The organism is Photorhabdus heterorhabditis, from assembly GCF_018448905.1.
In the GTDB taxonomy this organism is placed as follows: domain Bacteria; phylum Pseudomonadota; class Gammaproteobacteria; order Enterobacterales; family Enterobacteriaceae; genus Photorhabdus; species Photorhabdus heterorhabditis.
In genome coordinates this window covers 93,830-114,205 of the sequence record NZ_RCWA01000008.1, presented here as the reverse complement: position 1 = coordinate 114,205, position 20,376 = coordinate 93,830, and the positions used below count along the sequence as shown (strand labels likewise).

20 protein-coding genes and 1 pseudogene are annotated in these 20,376 nt (G+C 40.8%); 6 read left to right on the top strand and 15 right to left on the bottom strand.

Annotated elements, in window-relative coordinates; all coding sequences use genetic code 11:
* Nucleotides 1-56 precede the first annotated feature (56 nt).
* The 3 genes and pseudogenes from uvrD to EAE89_RS07365 form a co-directional block, all read left to right on the top strand.
* Nucleotides 57-2,219 carry a DNA helicase II gene (uvrD, locus tag EAE89_RS07375; RefSeq protein WP_214085622.1) on the top strand — a complete coding sequence of 721 codons (2,163 nt, stop codon included), beginning with the start codon at nucleotides 57-59 and terminating at the stop codon, nucleotides 2,217-2,219.
* Between the two features lie 95 nt (nucleotides 2,220-2,314).
* Nucleotides 2,315-3,265 (top strand): magnesium/cobalt transporter CorA, encoded by a 951-nt coding sequence (corA, locus tag EAE89_RS07370; RefSeq protein ID WP_054480821.1) that lies wholly within the window; start codon nucleotides 2,315-2,317, stop codon nucleotides 3,263-3,265.
* Nucleotides 3,266-3,492: 227 nt separating this feature from the next.
* A pseudogene (locus EAE89_RS07365) lies at nucleotides 3,493-4,214 on the top strand (IS630 family transposase); the annotation flags it as partial.
* Nucleotides 4,215-4,579: 365 nt separating this feature from the next.
* Here EAE89_RS07365 and EAE89_RS07360 read toward each other — a convergent pair.
* From EAE89_RS07360 to EAE89_RS07350, 3 genes are all read right to left on the bottom strand, one after another.
* Nucleotides 4,580-4,873, bottom strand: coding sequence for a GNAT family N-acetyltransferase (locus EAE89_RS07360; RefSeq protein ID WP_149616833.1), 294 nt, complete (start codon nucleotides 4,871-4,873; stop codon nucleotides 4,580-4,582).
* Nucleotides 4,874-4,881: 8 nt separating this feature from the next.
* Nucleotides 4,882-5,772 carry an EamA family transporter RarD gene (gene rarD, locus EAE89_RS07355; protein WP_054480813.1) on the bottom strand — a complete coding sequence of 297 codons (891 nt, stop codon included), beginning with the start codon at nucleotides 5,770-5,772 and terminating at the stop codon, nucleotides 4,882-4,884.
* A 120-nt stretch (nucleotides 5,773-5,892) separates the two neighbouring features.
* Nucleotides 5,893-6,363, bottom strand: coding sequence for a thioesterase family protein (locus EAE89_RS07350; RefSeq protein WP_054480811.1), 471 nt, complete (start codon nucleotides 6,361-6,363; stop codon nucleotides 5,893-5,895).
* A 413-nt stretch (nucleotides 6,364-6,776) separates the two neighbouring features.
* On the opposite strand from EAE89_RS07350, the gene recQ reads away from it, so the two are divergent.
* The 3 genes from recQ to yigL are packed head-to-tail and all read left to right on the top strand — an operon-like array spanning nucleotide 6,777 to nucleotide 10,438.
* Nucleotides 6,777-8,603, top strand: a complete 1,827-nt coding sequence (gene recQ, locus EAE89_RS07345; protein WP_054480809.1) for an ATP-dependent DNA helicase RecQ — start codon at nucleotides 6,777-6,779, stop codon at nucleotides 8,601-8,603.
* A gap of 14 nt (nucleotides 8,604-8,617) precedes the next feature.
* Entirely contained in the window at nucleotides 8,618-9,616 is a 999-nt protein-coding gene (gene pldB, locus EAE89_RS07340; RefSeq protein WP_149616834.1) for a lysophospholipase L2, read from the top strand.
* A gap of 21 nt (nucleotides 9,617-9,637) precedes the next feature.
* Nucleotides 9,638-10,438, top strand: coding sequence for a sugar/pyridoxal phosphate phosphatase YigL (gene yigL, locus EAE89_RS07335; RefSeq protein WP_054480805.1), 801 nt, complete (start codon nucleotides 9,638-9,640; stop codon nucleotides 10,436-10,438).
* 778 nt (nucleotides 10,439-11,216) lie between these two features.
* Here yigL and EAE89_RS07330 read toward each other — a convergent pair.
* The 12 genes from EAE89_RS07330 to EAE89_RS07275 all read right to left on the bottom strand — a co-directional run bounded on the left by EAE89_RS07330 (nucleotide 11,217) and on the right by EAE89_RS07275 (nucleotide 20,357).
* On the bottom strand, nucleotides 11,217-11,513 hold the full coding sequence (locus tag EAE89_RS07330; RefSeq protein ID WP_214085621.1) for a hypothetical protein: 297 nt from the start codon (nucleotides 11,511-11,513) through the stop codon (nucleotides 11,217-11,219).
* On the bottom strand, nucleotides 11,510-12,478 hold the full coding sequence (locus EAE89_RS07325; RefSeq protein ID WP_214085620.1) for a hypothetical protein: 969 nt from the start codon (nucleotides 12,476-12,478) through the stop codon (nucleotides 11,510-11,512). The genes EAE89_RS07330 and EAE89_RS07325 overlap by 4 nt, the downstream gene beginning before the upstream one ends.
* Nucleotides 12,475-13,443: a hypothetical protein gene (locus EAE89_RS07320; RefSeq protein ID WP_214085619.1), complete on the bottom strand. Its 969-nt coding sequence runs from the start codon at nucleotides 13,441-13,443 to the stop codon at nucleotides 12,475-12,477. Before EAE89_RS07320 ends, EAE89_RS07325 begins: the two co-directional genes overlap by 4 nt.
* Nucleotides 13,440-14,408, bottom strand: coding sequence for a hypothetical protein (locus EAE89_RS07315; RefSeq protein WP_214085618.1), 969 nt, complete (start codon nucleotides 14,406-14,408; stop codon nucleotides 13,440-13,442). Before EAE89_RS07315 ends, EAE89_RS07320 begins: the two co-directional genes overlap by 4 nt.
* Nucleotides 14,405-15,373 carry a hypothetical protein gene (locus tag EAE89_RS07310; RefSeq protein WP_214085617.1) on the bottom strand — a complete coding sequence of 323 codons (969 nt, stop codon included), beginning with the start codon at nucleotides 15,371-15,373 and terminating at the stop codon, nucleotides 14,405-14,407. Before EAE89_RS07310 ends, EAE89_RS07315 begins: the two co-directional genes overlap by 4 nt.
* The gene (locus EAE89_RS07305; RefSeq protein ID WP_214085616.1) at nucleotides 15,370-15,693 is read right to left on the bottom strand and encodes a hypothetical protein; all 324 of its coding nucleotides are present in this window, start codon (nucleotides 15,691-15,693) and stop codon (nucleotides 15,370-15,372) included. Before EAE89_RS07305 ends, EAE89_RS07310 begins: the two co-directional genes overlap by 4 nt.
* Complete coding sequence (locus EAE89_RS07300) at nucleotides 15,690-17,585, bottom strand: hypothetical protein (protein ID WP_214085615.1); 1,896 nt, start codon at nucleotides 17,583-17,585, stop codon at nucleotides 15,690-15,692. The genes EAE89_RS07305 and EAE89_RS07300 overlap by 4 nt, the downstream gene beginning before the upstream one ends.
* Nucleotides 17,586-17,615: 30 nt before the next feature.
* Entirely contained in the window at nucleotides 17,616-17,879 is a 264-nt protein-coding gene (locus EAE89_RS07295; protein WP_113041686.1) for a PAAR domain-containing protein, read from the bottom strand.
* Between the two features lie 2 nt (nucleotides 17,880-17,881).
* Nucleotides 17,882-18,616, bottom strand: a complete 735-nt coding sequence (locus tag EAE89_RS07290; RefSeq protein WP_149617171.1) for an immunity 52 family protein — start codon at nucleotides 18,614-18,616, stop codon at nucleotides 17,882-17,884.
* Nucleotides 18,617-18,663: 47 nt separating this feature from the next.
* A complete protein-coding gene (locus EAE89_RS07285) occupies nucleotides 18,664-19,290 on the bottom strand; it encodes a restriction endonuclease fold toxin 5 domain-containing protein (RefSeq protein ID WP_214085614.1) in 627 nt (208 codons plus the stop codon).
* A gap of 162 nt (nucleotides 19,291-19,452) precedes the next feature.
* Nucleotides 19,453-19,632 (bottom strand): PAAR domain-containing protein, encoded by a 180-nt coding sequence (locus EAE89_RS07280; RefSeq protein WP_214085613.1) that lies wholly within the window; start codon nucleotides 19,630-19,632, stop codon nucleotides 19,453-19,455.
* Nucleotides 19,633-19,634: 2 nt separating this feature from the next.
* On the bottom strand, nucleotides 19,635-20,357 hold the full coding sequence (locus EAE89_RS07275) for an immunity 52 family protein (protein WP_214085612.1): 723 nt from the start codon (nucleotides 20,355-20,357) through the stop codon (nucleotides 19,635-19,637).
* Nucleotides 20,358-20,376 lie beyond the last annotated feature (19 nt).

Here is a 20,376-nt window from a genome sequence, read left to right as displayed (position 1 = left end):
ATTCTGTATAAAAACACAGCATCCTTTGGTTGCTGTCTAATCAACTGATGGTAATTATGGACGTCTCCTATCTGCTCGAAAGTCTGAATGACAAACAACGGGAAGCTGTAGCGGCTCCGCGGACAAACATGTTGGTACTGGCCGGAGCAGGGAGTGGTAAAACCCGGGTTCTGGTACACCGGATTGCTTGGTTATTATCAGTGGAGAATGCTTCACCATTTTCCATTATGGCAGTGACTTTTACCAATAAGGCTGCCGCAGAGATGCGTCACCGGATTGAAAACTTGATCGGTACCAGTCAAGGGGGCATGTGGATTGGTACATTCCATGGTTTGGCTCATCGATTGTTACGGGCACATCATCTGGATGCCAATCTGCCACAGGATTTTCAGATTCTTGACAGCGAAGATCAGCACCGTTTGCTTAAACGTATTATCAAAGCGATGAATTTGGATGATAAACAATGGCCGGCACGTCAGGGGATGTGGTACATCAACGGCAAAAAAGATGAAGGATTGCGGCCACAGAATATTGAAAGTTATGGCAACCCTGTTGAGATGACATGGCAGAAAGTTTATCAAGCTTATCAGGAGGCTTGTGATCGGGCCGGGCTGGTAGATTTTGCCGAGCTTCTACTACGGGCCCATGAACTCTGGCTGAATAAACCGCAGATCTTACAACACTACCGTGGTCGCTTTACTAATATTTTAGTAGATGAGTTTCAGGATACTAACAGTATTCAATATGCCTGGATTCATTTGCTGGCGGGGGAAACGGGAAAAGTGATGATTGTCGGGGACGATGATCAATCTATTTATGGCTGGCGTGGGGCTCAGGTTGAGAATATTCAGCGTTTTCTGAAAGATTTTTCTGGCGCTGAAACTATCCGTTTGGAGCAGAACTACCGTTCTACCAGTAATATTCTTAAGGTTGCAAATACATTGATTGCCAATAACAGTGATCGTCTGGGTAAGAATCTGTGGACTGATGGTATAGAGGGTGAACCCATTTCCCTTTATTGTGCATTTAATGAATTGGATGAAGCTCGTTATGTAGTCAGCCGGATTAAAAGCTGGCTCGAAAACGGGGGCGCGTTGAAAAACTGTGCCATACTTTACCGCAGCAATGCCCAATCCCGTGTGTTGGAAGAAGCGTTATTACAGGCATCAATGCCGTACCGTATTTATGGTGGTCAGCGGTTCTTTGAACGTCAGGAAATTAAAGATGCACTGGCTTACTTACGTTTAATTGCTAACCGCAATGATGACGCGGCGTTTGAACGCGTGGTGAATACGCCTACCCGTGGTATTGGCGACAGAACGTTGGATATTGTCCGCCAGTCTGCCCGTGAACGACAGGAAACTTTGTGGGACAGTTGTCAAACTTTGCTTCAGGAGAAAGTGCTGGCCGGGCGTGCAGCCTCTTCCTTACAGCGCTTTATTGAACTGATAGAGGCGTTATCGTCAGAAACGGAAGATATGCCATTGCATGTTCAGACTGACAGGGTTATTCGTGATTCTGGCCTGCGAGCGATGTATCAGCAGGAAAAAGGTGAAAAAGCCCAGGCGCGTATAGAGAACCTTGAGGAGCTTGTCACTGCAACCCGCCAATTCAGTTATCAAGGTGAGGATGAAAATTTGATGCCATTGCAGGCATTTCTTTCCCATGCAGCGCTGGAATCAGGAGAAAGTCAGGCAGATGCCTATCAGGATTCAGTGCAACTGATGACATTACATTCGGCTAAAGGGTTAGAGTTCCCACAGGTATTTATTGTTGGTATGGAAGAAGGTATGTTCCCAAGCCAGATGTCGATTGAAGAAGGTGGACGTTTGGAAGAAGAGCGTCGTCTGGCTTATGTGGGCCTGACACGAGCAATGGAAAAATTGACAATCACTTATGCAGAAAGCCGCCGTTTATATGGTAAAGAAGTTTATCATCGGCCATCCCGTTTTATTGGGGAGCTGCCACCAGAATGTATTGAAGAGGTTCGGTTACGTGCGACAGTCTCTCGTCCAGTCAGCCATCGTCGGTTAGGTACGCCAATAAGTTCCAATGATAGTGGTTATACTCTCGGACAACGTGTTCGTCACCCTAAATTTGGTGAAGGAACCATTGTTAATATGGAGGGTGATGGTGAACACAGCCGGTTGCAAATCGCGTTTCAGGGCGAAGGGATTAAGTGGTTGGTAGCTGCTTATGCCAGGCTTGAAACGGTCTGAAAATAATATCCAGGTTGAATGTTGACACGCTTTTTCTTCTAAGCGTAACATTCGCGCCTTACGATCATGTAGGGAGTAAAGGAGACTTATGATACATGCTGAGCGCATTTAAGTTAGAGAATAATCGCCTGCTCCGTCTTGAATTAGAAGAGGGAGAAAAGTTATCCGATTCCTTGTGGGTAGATTTGGTCGAGCCGGAAGAACAAGATAGGCTTCATGTTCAAAATGAATTAGGCCAAATTTTGGCAACTCGACCGGAATTGGATGATATTGAGGCATCGGCGCGTTTTTTTGAAGATGAAGACGGAATACACGTCCACTCATTTTTTTACTTTGAAGACGCAGAAGACCATGCAGGCAACGCAACAGTTGCATTTACTATTCGTGATGGTCGTCTCTATACATTGCGAGAGCGTGAGCTCCCTGCATTCCGATTGTACCGTATGCGTGCTCGTAATCAGATATTAGTTGATGGTAATGCTTATGAAGTGCTGATGGATTTGTTTGAAACAAAAATCGAACAGCTGGCTGATGTTATCGAAAATATTTATAGCGTGCTGGAATCCCTGAGCCGGGTCATTATGGAAGGGAAACAGGGGGATGAGTTTGATATTGCCTTGTCCAGTCTTGCTGAGCAGGAAGATATTGGTTGGAAGGTTCGTTTGTGCCTTATGGATACTCAGCGCGCGCTTAACTTTTTGGTGCGACGTGCCCGTTTACCGGCTGATCAGCTTGAGCAAGCCCGTGAAATACTGCGGGATATTGAATCCTTGTTGCCACATAATGAATCCTTGTTCCAAAAAGTTAACTTCCTGATGCAGGCAGCAATGGGTTTTATCAATATAGAACAGAGCCGGATTATCAAAATCTTCTCAGTTGTCTCTGTGGTATTTTTGCCACCAACGTTGGTGGCTTCCAGTTACGGTATGAACTTTGAATTTATGCCAGAGCTACACTGGACATTTGGTTATCCAGGCGCAATTGGTTTAATGATTGCGGCTGGTCTTGCACCGTATCTCTATTTTAAGCGGAAGAATTGGCTTTAGTTTAATTACAGATTACCGACAAAATGCTGGTTTTTTTATCCGGCATTTTGTTTTAATCTAGTTCCGTTCACCGAACAGAGCTTGCCGCCATTGATTTCGAATTTATCCTCGAATCAGTTGCTCTTTTGTATTGCCATAATCATGGCCAGCCTGCTATCGATCCGGTATATACCCGTGATCATTGAAGATGCTTGATTTTATACGAAATGGAGATCATTATCCTCGCTATGAAAATATTTATTACATCAGAACAAAAAATCAAACTTGAGCGTCTTCACGACACAACTCGTGATGGTCAAGTGCGAGACAGAATAAAAGCTATCCTTCTGGCCTCTTAAGGGTGGAGTGCTGTGATGATAGCCCAAGCATTGCGACTCCATCAGACCATTGTTGACCGCCATATCAGTGATTACCTTAATCAAGGTAAACTTAAATCTGATAATGGGGGCTGATAGTTGACTTTCTCTAAAGCAAACTGATTTTTTAATCAACCACTTATCTCAACATCTTTTCCATCACCCACATGAAATCGTGACCTATGTTGCTCAGCTCTGGAATATTACTTTTAGCATTCCAAGAATATCAAACCATCAATGATGACAACATTTGCTATTTTTTCAATGAAATAAGAAAGTCTTATCCTGACTATCATCAAAAAATTCATCTTATTGTGGATGGGGCGGGTTACAACAAAGCTCATCTTGTGAAGGAGTGGGCTTATGTGAGCAATATTGAGTGACATTACCTTCCTCCCTATAGCCCAAATTTAAATCCGATAGAGCGATTATGGAAGGTCATGAATGAACAGGTTCGAAATAACCGTTATTTCGCTGATAAACATGAATTTCGAGACAAAGTCTTCAAATTTTTCACCACAACGCTACCTGATATAGCGGACTCACTGATGTCTAGAATTAACGACCATTTTCAGGTGTTAAAAACTCCAAGATGGATCGCGACGGCAAGGGAGCGAATCCCCGGGAGCATAGATAACTATGTCATAGAGAACGATGTGACTGGGGTGAGTGAGTGCAGCCAACAAAGAGGCAACTTGAAAGATAACAGGTATAATTATTAAAAATAGAGTGAATGTGATGATATAAGACATTAATTTTAAAGAACATGATTGTATTGCAACTATGTCCTGTGATTTTTTTATCATATGTACTTAATCATACAAATTGCTGTCCCTAATTGAGTGTATTCTTTTCCTAAACGTTCAAAGCTAAGAGCAATATAAAACCCTTCGGCTTGAGGATTAGCCAGAACTCGCAATGATGTTCCTCCTTTTGTATGAACATTATTCAATGCTGTCTATACCAATTGCTTGCCAATACCCTGATGCCAAAAAGCCGGTTCAATAAATAATCCATCAAGTTCTGAATTTCCATCAGATTGTGGCAATACAACACTGAACCCTAGAATTACGCCAGCTTGTTCCGCAATATAAATATATCCTGCTGCAATATATTCTGTAGGGAGTTCTATCATGTGAGGATTTGCTAATAATAACTTGCAATCATCTTCCCACATCAAAGAGGCACGTAACTGGAGTGCTTCAAGGGTAATTTGTTCTGTTGTTTTGGCTAATCTGATGGTTATTTTCATTATTTTTGTTATCTCTGCAATTTACGCTGCGTATATACGGCATCCAGTGTAAATAGCACCAATGCAGCCCAGATAAAGCCGAAAGTAATCAGCCGGTCAGTGCCTATTTGTTCATCGTAAACCAAGGTTGCCAGCAAGAACATCAATGTTGGGCCGACATACTGGAAGAATCCAAGCGTAGATAGACGCAGATGAGCAGCAGCTTCTGTGAATAACAGTAATGGTACAGTAGTGATAATGCCCGCAGAAATCAGCCATAAATTAAGTGTCGTAGAGTTGGTACTTAAATCACTGGTTGAGCTGTTGGCAAAACCAAACAGGTAAATGGCCGCAACCGGCAGTAACCACAGTGTTTCAATCGTCATACCTGTTTGCGCATCAACATTCATCTTCTTCCGAAGCAGGGCATACAAGGCAAAAGTGACCGCTAAACTTAACCCAATAACTGGTATAGAACCAAATTGCCATAGCTGGATTAACACGCCGGTAAAAGCCAGAATAACAGCAGTCCATTGCATTCGACGGAAACGTTCACTCAAAAACAACATACCAAATAAAACGTTAACCAGTGGGCTAATAAAATAACCTAAACTGGCCTCCAACATATGACCGTGGTTTACCGCCCAGATGTAAATCAGCCAGTTACAGGCAACCACAGTAGCAGTCACGGCCAGCAATAACACTTTTTTAGGTTGATGAAAAACTTTGGCTACCTGTGACCAGTGGCGAGTTAATGTTACCAGCAACAACATAAAGAAAAATGACCATATGACACGATGGGTCAAAATTTCGTCAGCAGGTACTTGCTGAATATGTTTGAAATAAACTGGAGCAATTCCCCAGATAAAACAGGCTCCGAAGGCGTATAAAACTCCTTTGGTGGTTTGTGGTTTGTTCATATTGTCCTGATATAAATATAAGGTGGAAAAAGTGTAATGAGCTGTTAGCCCGTTAACATGGAAATAATATGTCACCGGGCTGAATATTACGCAATGGATTAAAGAGTTAAAATTATATGATTAGCCAACCAGATAAGCTGCCGTTGCGCCGGCAATATGGGATCTCTGCTCATTATGGAGTTCAGCTCTGGCAACAGAAACTTTATTTCCACTACGGATAATGCTGCTGGTGGCAGTAAATACCTCACCTCTGCCGGGGCGTAGATAATCCACCCGCAAATCGATAGTTCCCATTGTTGATAATCGCTTTTCTAATTCTTCTCGTGAAATAGGTGTCAGGCGGCTTAACGTATTACCGATGCAGACCAATCCGGCACATACATCCAATACTGAGGCAATCACACCACCATGCAAAATCTTCTGCGCGATATTACCCACCAGTTTACTCTGATTATGGAACTGTATTTCTGCATAATCCTGTTCAAATCGAAGTAATTCAAGCCCTAATAACTGGTTAAATGGCATATGATGAACAAAAGCATCCCCAATCAGTTGGCGGGCTTCCTCTAGGGTTATTTCAGTTGTAGGCATTTAATTTAATCCCAAATTAAGGTATGTGTTATTAACATTACTTTATATAGTTAATTAATTGTTAATATTATGCTTTTGTTGCTAACCTTGCCAGTTTACCGGGAATATAGAGTAATCACCTGAAAAAAATCAAATTACTAAATAATATGATTGGATGTCACCATAGCAAATTGAAGCAGATAGAAACCCAGATATTGGGTTTAACTGACTGAAAATAGACTATTTCACATTTAAAAGTATTGAGGTCAACTGATTAACTTTGGGGAAAGGAAATAGTCAAAGATTTGTCCAGACTGTGTTGGTATCGGACTGATTGTTCAATGACATGCTGTAATTATTCCAAGAGTGAGATAGCATAATGCCCAGACGTTTATTGAATAATGTCTGTGATTTTTTAATGGTTGAGGAAAAGCGTGTCTACCGCAGAAGTCATCAATACGATATCACTGACAGAGCAGGTATTGCGGGAAACCTTTGGTTATCAGCAATTTCGGTCTGGTCAGCAACAAGTCATTAATACCATTCTTGAAGGGCGTGACTGTTTGGTCATTATGCCGACGGGTGGTGGTAAATCGTTGTGTTACCAAATCCCGGCACTGGTACAGGATGGGATCACGTTGGTTGTTTCCCCATTGATCTCTTTGATGAAAGATCAGGTGGATCAATTGCAGGCAAATGGTGTTGCGGCTGATTGCCTGAATTCAACTCAGGCTCGCGAACAGCAGATTGATGTGATCCGGCGTTGTCGTCAGGGAATGATCAAATTGCTGTATATCGCTCCTGAACGCTTGATGATGGATAACTTCCTTGAGCAACTTCTGGAATGGCAACCGGCTATGCTGGCGGTGGATGAAGCACATTGTATTTCACAGTGGGGCCATGATTTTCGGCCTGAATACCGGGCGTTGGGGCAGCTCAGGCAACGGTTTCCAACATTACCGGTCATTGCGTTGACTGCGACCGCTGACGAAACTACCCGCAATGATATTGTCCGTCTACTAAATCTTAATAATCCGCTTATTCATATCAGCAGTTTTGATCGTCCGAATATTCGTTATACCTTGATAGAAAAATACAAGCCATTAGATCAATTATGGTTATTTATCCGCGCTCAAAAAGGTAAAAGTGGCATCATTTATTGCAACAGCCGCAGCAAAGTTGAAGAAACGTCAGAGCGCTTACAAAAACGTGGCTTAAGTGTTGCACCATATCATGCCGGGTTAGATAACAGCCAACGTGCTCGGGTACAGGATGCATTTCAACGTGATGATTTGCAGGTTGTTGTGGCAACAGTCGCGTTTGGTATGGGAATTAATAAACCCAATGTCAGGTTTGTGGTTCATTTTAATATTCCACGTAATATTGAATCCTATTATCAGGAGACAGGGCGTGCCGGACGTGATGGCCTACCTGCGGAAGCGGTATTATTCTATGATCCGGCTGATATGGTATGGCTTCGCCGTTGTTTGGAAGAAAAACCTGTTGGCACGCAACAGGATATTGAACGGCATAAACTTAATGCAATGGGCGCTTTTGCCGAAGCACAAACTTGCCGCCGTCTGGTATTGCTGAATTATTTTGGTGAAAATAAGCAAAACCTTTGCGGCAACTGTGATATTTGCCTTGATCCACCTAAAAATTATGATGGTCTGGTGGATGCACAAAAAGCGCTTTCTTGTGTTTACCGGGTTGGTCAGCGCTTTGGTATCGGTTATATCGTTGAAGTGCTCAGAGGTGCGAATAATCAGCGTATCCGTGATATGGGGCATGACCGTTTGCCCGTTTATGGTATCGGTAAAGAACAAAGCCAGGAGTATTGGATCAGTGTATTGCGGCAACTTATTCACTTAGGCTTTATTAGTCAAAACATCACCAATTATTCTGCATTACAATTAACAGCAGCTGCGCGGCCAGTATTGCGTGGTGAAGTTCCGCTAAAACTGGCTGTTCCACGAATACAGAGCCTGAAAGGGCGCAGTCAGCAAAGTAAATCGTATAGTGGTAATTACGATCGCAAGCTGTTTGCTAAGCTGCGTAAATTGCGAAAATCGATTGCTGACGAAAATAATATCCCTCCCTTTGTTGTATTTAACGATGTCACCTTGATTGAAATGTCAGAGCAATGCCCGGTCACAGCGGATGAAATGTTATTAATTAACGGAGTAGGGCAACGAAAACTTGAACGTTTTGGTGATGTCTTTATGGCTTTGATCCATGAACATTTGGAGGAATTCGAATAGCTTGAGGATAATTTATGATGCCCGAAAGATTGAAAGAAAGCTGGCTCAATCGTGAGATACAGTTCTCTGCTTTTGCTAGCGGGCCTCTGCTAGATTTCTGGCAAATCAGAGAAGAACATGAGTTTATTGGTATTGATAATGTGCTGATACGCTATGTCCGTTTTTGTACAACCACAAAGAATCATAGAGCGGTTGTTATCTTGCCTGGCCGAAGTGAAAGTTATGTCAAATACCCGGAAGTGGCATTTGATTTCTATCACCTAGGTTACGATGTTTTTATTATTGATCATCGTGGGCAGGGGCGATCCAGCAGGATGCTTGAAGATCCGCAAAAAGGGCATGTAGAAAAATTCAATGACTATATTGATGATGTTGAAACGTTTATAGAAAGAGAAATTATTCCTCGTCACTATTCCCACTGTTATGCGCTGGCTCATTCCATGGGGGCGGCAATATTAGGGGGATTTTTATTACGTCATAGCCAGGTTTTTGATGCAGCGGCCCTGTGCGCTCCAATGTTTGGTATTAACTTACCCATGCCACGTTGGTTGGCAACCTTTCTGGTAAACCGGGCAGAAAAGCACCCGGATATACGCAACAATTACGCCGTATTAACCGGGAAATGGCGCCCGTTGCCTTATTTGATCAACCTTCTGACACATAGCCAGGAACGTTATTGCCGCTACCTTCGTTATTACGCGGATGACCCAGAATTACGTATCGGTGGCCCGACATATCATTGGATGCGGGAAAGTATGTTAGTTGGCGACATGCTGATAGAAAAAGCAGGAAAAATTGAGACACCACTGATGGTTTTAAAAGCCAGTGAAGATAAGGTCATTAATAATCAGAAACTACGGGCTTTTTGTAAATCACGTCAGAAAAAAGAGATTCTTGTTCAAGAGCAGCTACCTTTGATTATACAAGGGGCACATCATGAAATCCTGTTTGAAAAAGATAAATTACGTAGCCAGGCACTCAACGCCATTTGTGATTTTTTTGATCAAAATTGATTTAATTTAGGAACCATAACTATGTATCACATTGTTGCTTCAGATTTAGATGGCACTTTGCTGTCTCCTGATCACAAATTAACTTCTTACACCAAGGAAACACTTAATTTACTGACAAACAAAGGCATTCATTTTATTTTTGCTACTGGCCGTCATCATGTGGATGTTGCGCAAATCCGTGACAGTCTTGGTATTGATGCCTATATGATTACTTCCAATGGTGCCCGGGTACACAACACTGCGGGTGAACTGGTTTTCAGCCACAACGTTGATCCTGATATTGTGCATGACTTATGTTTAATGGAGTTTGATAACCCCAATATTTTGACGAATTATTACTGTAATGACGACTGGTATATAAATCGTGAAAGCCCTGAGCAGGAAGAATTTTTCCAGGAGTCAGTATTCCATTATCAGCTTTTTGAGCGTGATAGTTTTAAGACTGATGGGGTGTGCAAAGTTTACTTTACCTGTGAAGATCATGATTTATTGATCACTTTGGAGGAGGCAATTAACGCACGTTGGGGTGACAGAGTAAATGTGAGTTTTTCATTGCGTAATTGTCTGGAGGTTATGGCTGGTGGTGTTTCCAAAGGTCATGCACTTGAACAGGTTGCTAAATCTATAGGTTATAAACTAAGTGATTGCATAGCTTTTGGTGATGGGATGAATGATCTGGAAATGCTAATGGCGGCAGGTAAGGGATGTATTATGCGGGATGCTCACCAGCGCTTGAAAGATATCCTGCCAGATATGGATGTGATTGGCTCAAATGCGGATGATGCTGTTTCCCGCTATTTATGCAAAATGTATCAGGTTTAATTGGTTAGTCATCATTAAGCGTTATTGACTCAGATTACTGGTGAAAATGTGAGTTCTTTAATTGGTACTTAATGATTAACTGCCTTTTCAAGTCAAGCCGTGCGGATAGATGTATCCCGCGGTTTTTTTGTTTTTACTATTGTCCTGAGGAAAAATCAGAATGGTTTTAAAATCTGGAAAAAGGGTAAGCGTATCACGAAGAAACAGGTAAAAGCTTTAATCATTAAAGGTAAAATAGAAATGATTAAAGTTTTTTAAGTAGATAGAAAATGCGGTTTTTAAGTTTATTTAAAAATGACGAATTAACTAACAAGAATATCAATCACAAATTTATTTTTATCGGTGATTAATTTAGACTTAATTAAAACCATCAACTATTAATAGAAAGTTGAAAAGAAATTATCCCGTAAAAAAATTATCTGAAAATACGGGTGTTTAAGCACGATTTAATGGATAAAAAAGTTAATTTTCAGGGTCATTTAAGCCCTAAAAACACCTCTTATTTTTTTACTGTTTAAGTTTATTGTCGGTTTTGTCAGATGAAAAGTCCGGGTGGAAAACATGAAATTATCATTGAAAATTCCCACTCAGTCATTTTCTCCATGAGATTGAATTGGAGTCACAGAAATATCATTAGTACAACACTCGCGTACTTATATTTGTACAAGTACAGCTATGGGTACAACATTGGGAGGTAATGACTATGAATACAATGAGCTATTCAATGACTCATCATCTTTTCGCTCAACATGACGCATTGCAGCCGCTGTCCTTCTCATTATAGCAACCAGTTTTTCAGCCTGAGGCTGACAACTGTAGCGCAGGGAAAACCCGTAATAATCTTTCCTTCCTGTGTTAACTCTGTTACGAACGATCGAATATCACGTGGTTCAGGGGCTTCCAGCAAATCGGTTTCTATTAGTTCCAGTTTGATAAACGGCCTCATGGTTTCTACATCCTTAATATCCGGTGGTGCTGCCAAAAGCTCTTTTTCCCAGCGTGCCAGCCGTTTGGCTGGCAGTGGATGAACAGTAGGAAACCATTTTTTAAGTAAATTTTTTAATTTCACTTTCATTCGGAAAGATCTTCATCAGGGGGACCTAAGCGATCCAGTTCGGCCAAAATCAATGGAATTTGATCCTCTAAATCGGCGGGTCTTTTATCTTTACTCCACCAGATAAGCGGTCCACGACGTTTATAATCTACTTTACTGACCGCCTCTTTGCCATTTAATAAAAACTTCACCATAAAGGCGACTGCCAGCGCTTTATCATTGCCACTGCTCAAGAAAGCAAAAGTATAGCTGCTGACGTTAGGGATAAATACTCGCTCGATAAGGTTATTATTTTCGTCTAGTCCGTAGACTTTGAGATACAGAATATTAGTTTTTTCTGCCATACCCACTTGTGGATAACGGGCGACATAGGCTTTACCTTTATACCAGGTGTAAAAAATCTGTCGTTCACGATTGATAATTAATGGTGCCTGACGGCGTGAAAAAAAAATACCCCAGATGAATGGTGGAATGATTAGCAGATAGAGCAACAGGAACCCCATGTCAACTTTAAAGAAATAGTCGCTGTATAGATAATAATTATAGCGGTAATGCAGATATTTTCTCAGGGAGATCTCTTTATCATTGCCAATATAACGAGCATTTTCCATATAGTCTGGTAAGTCATTTCTCAGATAAAATTCGTCGCCATATTCCTCTTTTACTAGATTGACCCACCGATGGATAGCTTTCTCATCATTTTTACGGTCTTCGATAAATCCGTTAATATTGAGAATAAGGCTACTAATAATCCCTAATGTTACTGGGATCAGGGTAATGCTTCTAAAACGGCGCTGGGGACTTCTAACCCAGCACTCCTTATCATTAAGGCGATCCAGTATTTCCACGTGCTTAATGGTTTCTGCATCCTTAATATCTGGTGGTACGGCTAGAATTTCTTTTTCCCAGCGTGCCAGCCGTTTGGCTGGCAGTGGATGAACAGTGGGAAACCATTTTTTGAGTAGATTTTTTAATTTCACTTTCATTCGGAAAGATCTTCATCAGGGGGACCTAAGCGATCCAGTTCGGCCAAAATCAATGGAATCTGTTCGTCTAAATCGGCGGGTCTTTTATCTTTACTCCACCAGATAAGCGGTCCACGACGTTTATAATCTACTTTACTGACCGCCTCTTTGCCATTTAATAAAAACTTCACCATAAAGGCAACTGCCAGCCCTTTATCATTGCCACTGCTTAAGAAAGCAAAGGAATAACTACTGACATTGGGGATAAAACCACGCCCGATAAGCTGATTATTTTCATCCAGTCCATAGACTTTGAGATAAAAAATATTAGTTTTTTCCCCCATGCCTAATTGTGGATAACGGGCAGCATAGGCTTTACCTTTATACCAGGTGTAAAAAATCTGTCGTTCACGATCGATAATTAATGGTGCCTGACGGCGTAAAAAAAGTATAGCCCATACAAAAGGTGGAATAATTATCAGATAGAGCAGTAGGAAGCTTATATCAATAATGAGAAGTTTAGTGCTACTTGGGTAAAAAGTATAACGATAATATAAATATTTTCTTAGCGAAATTTCTTTATCGTTACCAATATAGCGGGCATTTTCCATATAGTCTGGTAAATCATTACGTAGGTAGAATTTATCCCCGTATTTTTTTTTCGCCAAATTTACCCAACCATGTATCCATACTTCATTATTTTTTCGTGACTCTATAAAATCGTTAACGTTTAACGCCAAACTGCTAATAATTCCCAGTGTAACCGGGATTAAAGCGATACTCCGGGCGCGGCGTTGGGTATTGCGAATATGACATTCTTTATTATCAAGGTAGTCCAATATTTCCACATGCTTAATGGTTTCTGCATCCTTAATATCCGGTGGTACGGCTAGAATTTCTTTTTCCCAACGCGCCAGCCGTTTGGCTGGCAGTGGATGAACAGTGGGAAACCATTTTTTAAGTAAATTTTTTAATTTCACTTTCATTCGGAAAGATCTTCATCAGGGGGACCTAAGCGATCCAGTTCGGCCAAAATCAATGGAATTTGATCCTCTAAATCGGCGGGTCTTTTATCTTTACTCCACCAGATAAGCGGTCCACGACGTTTATAATCTACTTTACTGACTGCTTCTTTACCGTTTAATAAAAACTTCACCATAAATGCGACTGCCAGCGCTTTATCATTGCCATTGCTTAAAAGAGCAAAAGTATAACTGCTGACGTTAGGGATAAAACCACGTCCGATAAGTTGATTTTTTTCGTCCAGACCGTAGACTTTGAGGAACAGAATATTAGTTTTTTCTGCCATACCCACTTGTGGATAACGGGCAGCATAGGCTTTACCTTTATACCAGGTGTAGAAAATCTGTCGTTCACGATCGATAATTAGTGGCGCCTGACGGCGTAAAAAAAATATAGCCCATACAAAAGGGGGAATAATCAGCAGATAGAGTAGTAGGAAACCTATATCGACTTTTAAAAGGTAGTCGCTGTATAGATAATAGTTATATCGATAATACAGGTATTTCTTCAGAGAGAGATCTTTATCATCACCAATATAGTTCATACCATTCAAATAATCAGGAAGGTCATCGCGTAAATAAAATTTTTTACCATACTCCTTTTTAGCTATATCAACCCAATGATAAATTTCTGATTCATTACTCTTTCGTTCTTTCATAAAATCATTCACTGTTAATATTAGACTAGTAATTAATCCTAATGTTACCGGGATCAGGGTAATACTTCTAAAACGGCGCTGGGGACTTCTAACCCAGCACTCCTTATCATTAAGGAGATCCAGTATTTCCACATGTTTAATAGTTTCTTCATTCTTAATATCTGGTGGTACGGCTAGAAGTTCTTTTTCCCAGCGTGCCAGCCGTTTGGCTGGCAGTGGATGAACAGTAGGAAACCATTTTTTAAGTAAATTTTTTAATTTCACTTTCATTCGGAAAGATCTTCATCAGGGGGACCTAAGCGATCCAGTTCGGCCAAAATCAACGGAATCTGTTCGTCTAAATCGGCGGGTCTTTTATCTTTACTCCACCAGATAAGCGGTCCACGACGTTTATAATCTACTTTACTGACTGCTTCTTTACCGTTTAATAAAAACTTCACCATAAAGGCGACTGCCAGCGCTTTATCATTGCCACTGCTTAAGAAGGCAAAAGTATAGCTGCTGACGTTAGGGATAAATACTCGCTCGATAAGGTTATTATTTTCGTCTAGTCCGTAGACTTTGAGATACAGAATATTAGTTTTTTCCAGCATGCCTAATTGTGGATAACGGGCGGTATAGGCTTTGCCTTTATACCAGGTGTAAAAAATCTGTCGCTCACGGTCGATAATTAATGGTGCCTGTCTCTGCCAGAAAAATACACAATAAACAAAAGGTGGAATAATCAGTAGGTAAAGCAGTAAAAATATCATATCAGTTATCAAAAAATCATTGCTATACTCATAAAAATTATAGCGATAGTGCAGGTATTTCCTCAGGGAGATCTCTTTATCGTTGCCGATATAGCGGGCACTTTCCATATAATCGGGTAGATCATCGCGTAAATAAAATTCTTCGCCGTACTTTTTCTTTACTAATACCACCCAACTATGAATCCCTTTTTCATCATTTTTACGATCTTCGATAAATCCGTTAATATTTAGAATAAGGCTACTAATAATCCCTAATGTTACTGGGATTAGATTAATACTCCTAAAACGGCGTTGTGGATTACGGATATGACATTCCTTATTATCAAGATAATCCAGTATTTCTACATGTTTAATAGTTTCTACATCCTTAATATCCGGTGGCGCTGTCAGAAGTTCTTTTTCCCAGCGTGCCAGCCGTTTGGCTGGCAGTGGATGAATAGTGGAAAACCATTTTTTGAGTAGATTTTTGAGTCGTTGCTTCATAATATACGCTCTCCGTCAAAACTGCCTTTAATGGTATTTTCTGCTGTGGGTTTTTCTCCCAAGATATAACGCATAGGGGCAATGACATTTTCTGATTGCTCATAATACCAGTACAGTTCGCTACTGCGGGGATAAACGCCCATTGTTTCTGCGATGACTACTTCCAGCGTTGCCGTATCGCCATTCAAGGTAAGTTTGGCCTGCTCCTTAGCTTCCCTGAATTTGGTACTACGGAAGGTATCAGGAATATATTTGCGGTGGTTAATTTCAACATAATCTATTTTTCCTTCCCAGTAGTGGGGAGTTCTGAATGGAGTCACAAAGATCCCGCGAATATCTGAGAGACCCATCTGAAAAGCAGGCAGGGTAAAACAATAGGTCGTGACACCAAACCCTGATGTATTTTCAGTTGTGGCTGAATAAACAGATTTAAAAACTCCTGGTTTTCGATAACAAAATGATTTTGTGTGTCATTATTCATTTCTCTGACTATTTCGAATTGACTAGATATGTCAGGTCTTCCTTTTCCTCCCCAAAAATTATACTTTTTCCCAGCTCCCCAAAAACAGTTATTCAGCACTTTTTCGAGATCTGACCAAGCACTGGTGGCCTGTCCAATACTGCCACCGACAAGCAAACTGATTCCCGCAGCCAGCCATGCTAGCAAGCCTGCTGTCATGACAGAGCCAGCGGCAAAGAATATTAATCCTACTGTTGTTAGGATAATCGTACCTGTCCCTATCGCTACTTGGCTATAACCTTCCACACTATTACCCACTTTAAAGGCGTTACTCGCATCATAGAAGGAAACCAGCGCCCCTAAATAACCCGCTATGCTACCAGCAACACGGGAGAACTGGCTGACCATAGCCGCATTGATAGCGGGCACTTTTATCCCATTCATCAGCGCTTTTACTATCGGGGAGTTCACTTTGCTCGCCAGCGTCGAGCTGATAGAAGCCAAATCAGCACTCATACCAATCACCGCGGTACTAAAGCGTAGCAGATTCATATAGGTCGGGCCGGGTTGTAACGGGTTGTTGCGGGCATATTCTGTCTGTTTGAGCACGTCCGATAGGGTAAACGCATTCAAAAATAGGCTGACACCAGTCAGTGAAGAGTCAAACAGTAAGCCAATGGATGGTTTACCGGCTCCGTCTAAGGTAAAAAGCTGAACCGGCGAGTCTGCACTGGTTTTAACCGCGGGCAGGGTCATCACCGGTTTATTGCCAAGTGATTCCAGGCGTTTACTCCAGTTAATAATCCGTTCCCCAATAGCCTGTGTCCGCACCGCTGGATCTGGCAGGTGACGATTTGCTTTCGATTCCAGTCGCTTGAGCACTTCCTGATAGCTTTGTTCACTGAGTGCCACCCGGCCATCCGATTCAATCACTACACCCAACGTAGATAACAGGGCGGGGACAAATTGTTGGGTTATCTGGTCAATGGCTTTCTGGGGAAGCTGGTGGAGATAATTTGCTCCCTGAGAAATCGCCTGATCGGGGTTAGCGCAGACGGTGGCCAGAAAGGTCCCCATACCCTGCAAAATATTATCAACTCCGCGAATAAACTGGCTCTTAAGCATCGGTGATTTTACTTTGTCGTTATTCAGCACGGCGATAACCCCGGTGGTAATGGTGCGCCAGAAGTTACCGTCTCCGTCACTGTCTGATGCTTTGGCGGCAAGCTTTGCCAAAACCTGTTGGCCGGGCAGGGAGGATTGCAGATTGCCAAGCAGACCAGAGAGGATTTCACTGAAAAACTGAAACTCCAGCGCGTCCTCTTCTTCCAGCGTCTCTTTTTTATCTTGCAATGAAAAGAAGTAATGAAAGTAATTTTTCAGCCCGCCGACCTGATAACTGAGGTCCGGGTTATCCGCGAAAGCTTCAAACAGTTTCATCAACTTTGCCTGACGCGCTTCAAAGTCTTCGGTGGTTTCTTTCAGTTTCGGCCAGTCGTTGTTCCAGCGGTCCTGATGGATACTGTCATCTATTTTCTTTTTCAGCTCCGGGTTTTTCGTCGCTTTGAGCTTTTCGACATAGAAGCCAATGGTTAATGGGTAGATATTGGAAGCGTGATAGCTCTGTTGCCACAGATTCAGGATGGAGTAAGCTTCCGCGATATCCCGTTGACGGCCTACCGGATCGTGCAGAATAACAATCCGCGATTGTTCATTCAGGTGCAGGTATTCATTGATGTTCTTGATAATCATGTCGGCATCCATTTCATAGCTTTCCTGTAATTAAGCGAGAAAATCCTTCTGGCTGGCAATCAGTTTTGCACCACATGCTGTATGCATACCTTCTAATGCGACAGGTTTTCCCTGATGCTTTAAGTCATTGCTCCCTTCCACAATAGGGAAAACTCCTTTGCACTTAGGGCAGTTTACTAAATCACCTTTCGCGGCAACAGGTACGCCTTGATACACGTAATTATCAATGGCAGTAATGACTTGACCACCATGATCGGTGAGGTCGTTTAATCGGATTACGGCTCTGTTTGTCATATTTATAACTCTGTCATCAATGGTAGTATTTGTAGATCCCGCAAGCAGATTTCAATATCATTGGCTTTATTGATATGCTCCTGGTTTTCAATATCAAAAATATCTTTTGTCGTGATAATCAATGAGCCTTTTTTGTCATTTTTATCAGAAATAGATATTATTTCTTCTGCCATTGGAACTAAAGTCGGATCTATTTCAATTGGTAAATAGAGCATCCAACCGACATAAGCTCTATCTGGAAAAACTTGTTTTTGTTTTAACGAGTAACCTCTTGTATCTACTAAAACAAATGGAGATTTACAATTAGATATTAAATTTTTAATGAATACTATGAACTTCTCAAAGTTAACATCTTCTTTTTTAAGACTAATGTTAATTGATATATTGGTTTTCCCTAACCGGACAGGATTATTATGAATTTCATCTTCGCTTGTATATAAAATACTATTATTGTCTTCATTATTTCCATCTGATAAAGATTTAACAATAAGTTTAAACTTTTCATCAAAAGTTGCTTCAAAATGTTTTAATGCGTACTCAGTAGGTCCATTTTCATCAAATGCTCGGTACAGCAATCTCTCCTCCAAAGAATTCTCAGGTAAATGCCAACCACTTTGCTTATTTGATAATTTATTTACTTGCTGCACCACCGGATATAAATCACTCAATGCCACCTTAGGTGTTATGCTCTCGTTTAGATCGTGAAATAGTTCTATTCTTGGGTATATTGTTGTCATATCTTTACCTTTTTACGCAAAGCAAAATTAATATAATTAAACAACTATCAAATTACAGTATTAAATATTTTAATGTTATTAAACTTAGTAAATGCTCTAGAGAAATATGCATAAGATACAGGTTGCAAAAAATGCCAATATGATTTCGGTACATTGTTTAAAGTTGTACATACTAAATTTTGTTTTTTAGCCTGATAAATCATACTGTCATGCCCAGACATATCGCCTTTTAATTTTACATCTTTATAGAAATTTTTAGGCTCTCCATTTTTAAAAAATTGGTCATACTTAGCTTTAGCCTCAAGAAATAAGCATTGTGCAGGTTTCCAACCATCAAAACTTGTATCCATGCATAACCAGGTTTCAATTAGGTTTAATTCAGGGTTGTATATCGTCCCGGCAATTTTTGTTTGATAAGCAAGAGTTATTTCTGAATACGATGTGGTTTTTTCCCAAACTATCATCACTTTCCCAATAGCCGGACATTTTTCACACTCAGTACGGGATGATGTAATTGTTTGTGTGTCCGCTTTTGCCTTGTCTTGTTCATCTTCTTTACCTTTGGTACTTTCCATCACACCAACGGCGGCTAATCCGGCTGCACAAGCAGCCAGTGTCCATTCAGCGGCAGCTAAAAGAGCAGGAGCCGCTGGCGCAAGGAGTGGTAATGGCATATTAATTTCTCCTGTTCAACAAGTTATCCATGACCTGTAAATAATCACGGTGTTTTTCTCGGCTCTCCGTTTTACCGGATTAATGTATTAGCCCGGTACAATGGAGAAGACAAGCGTAGTGCGTCAGTGTTGTCCTAATAGGCCAAAATGATTGTCGTCTCATTAAGCGAGAAAATCTTTCTGACTGACAATCAGTTTTGCTCTGCATGCCGTATGCATACCTTCTAATTCACCTTTAGCGGCAGCAGGCACGCCTAGATACACGTAATTATCAATGGCAGTAATGACTTGATCACCATGATCAGTGAGGTCGTTTAATCGGATTACGGCTCGATTTGTCATATTTATAACTCTGTCATCAATGGTAGTATTTGTAAATCCCGCAAGCAGATTTCAATATCATTGGCTTTATTGATATGCTTCTGGTTTTCAATATCAAAGATATCTTTTGTGGTAATAATCAATGAACCTTTTTTGTCATTTTTATCAGAAATAGATATTATTTCTTCTGCCATTAGAACTAAAGCCGGGTCTATTTCTATTGGTAAATAGAGCATCCAGCCAGCACTTAAACGATCTGGGAAAACGTGTTTTCTTTTTATTCTATATGTATTGTTTTCTACCATAATGTAAGGTGCATTATGAGTAGAAATCAGAAAATTAATAAAGTTGATTAATCGTGATAGCTGAAATTCATTTTCTTCAATAGATATATGAAAATCTATTTGGGTTTGTCCTAACCGATCTCGACGATAATTCATATAACAAATTGAACATGAATGGTCATCATCTTCACCATCCCAAATCCCTTTAATAACTATAGGATTTTCTTCTGTATAATCTTCTTCAAACTCTTTTATTGCTTCTTTTGTTGCTCCTTGCTGATCAAAAGCAATATGTTGTAAAGATTCTTGACGAGTATCTCCTGGTAAATACCAAGTTTTATGGAGTCTAAAAAATATATCTACTTGTTGTGTGATTTTATATAAATCGGTAAGAACTATTGTTGGAGTTAATGGTTCTTTCCAATCTGTATATAATTTCATGTTTAATGATAATGTAGTCATTTTTTTTCACCTTTACTTA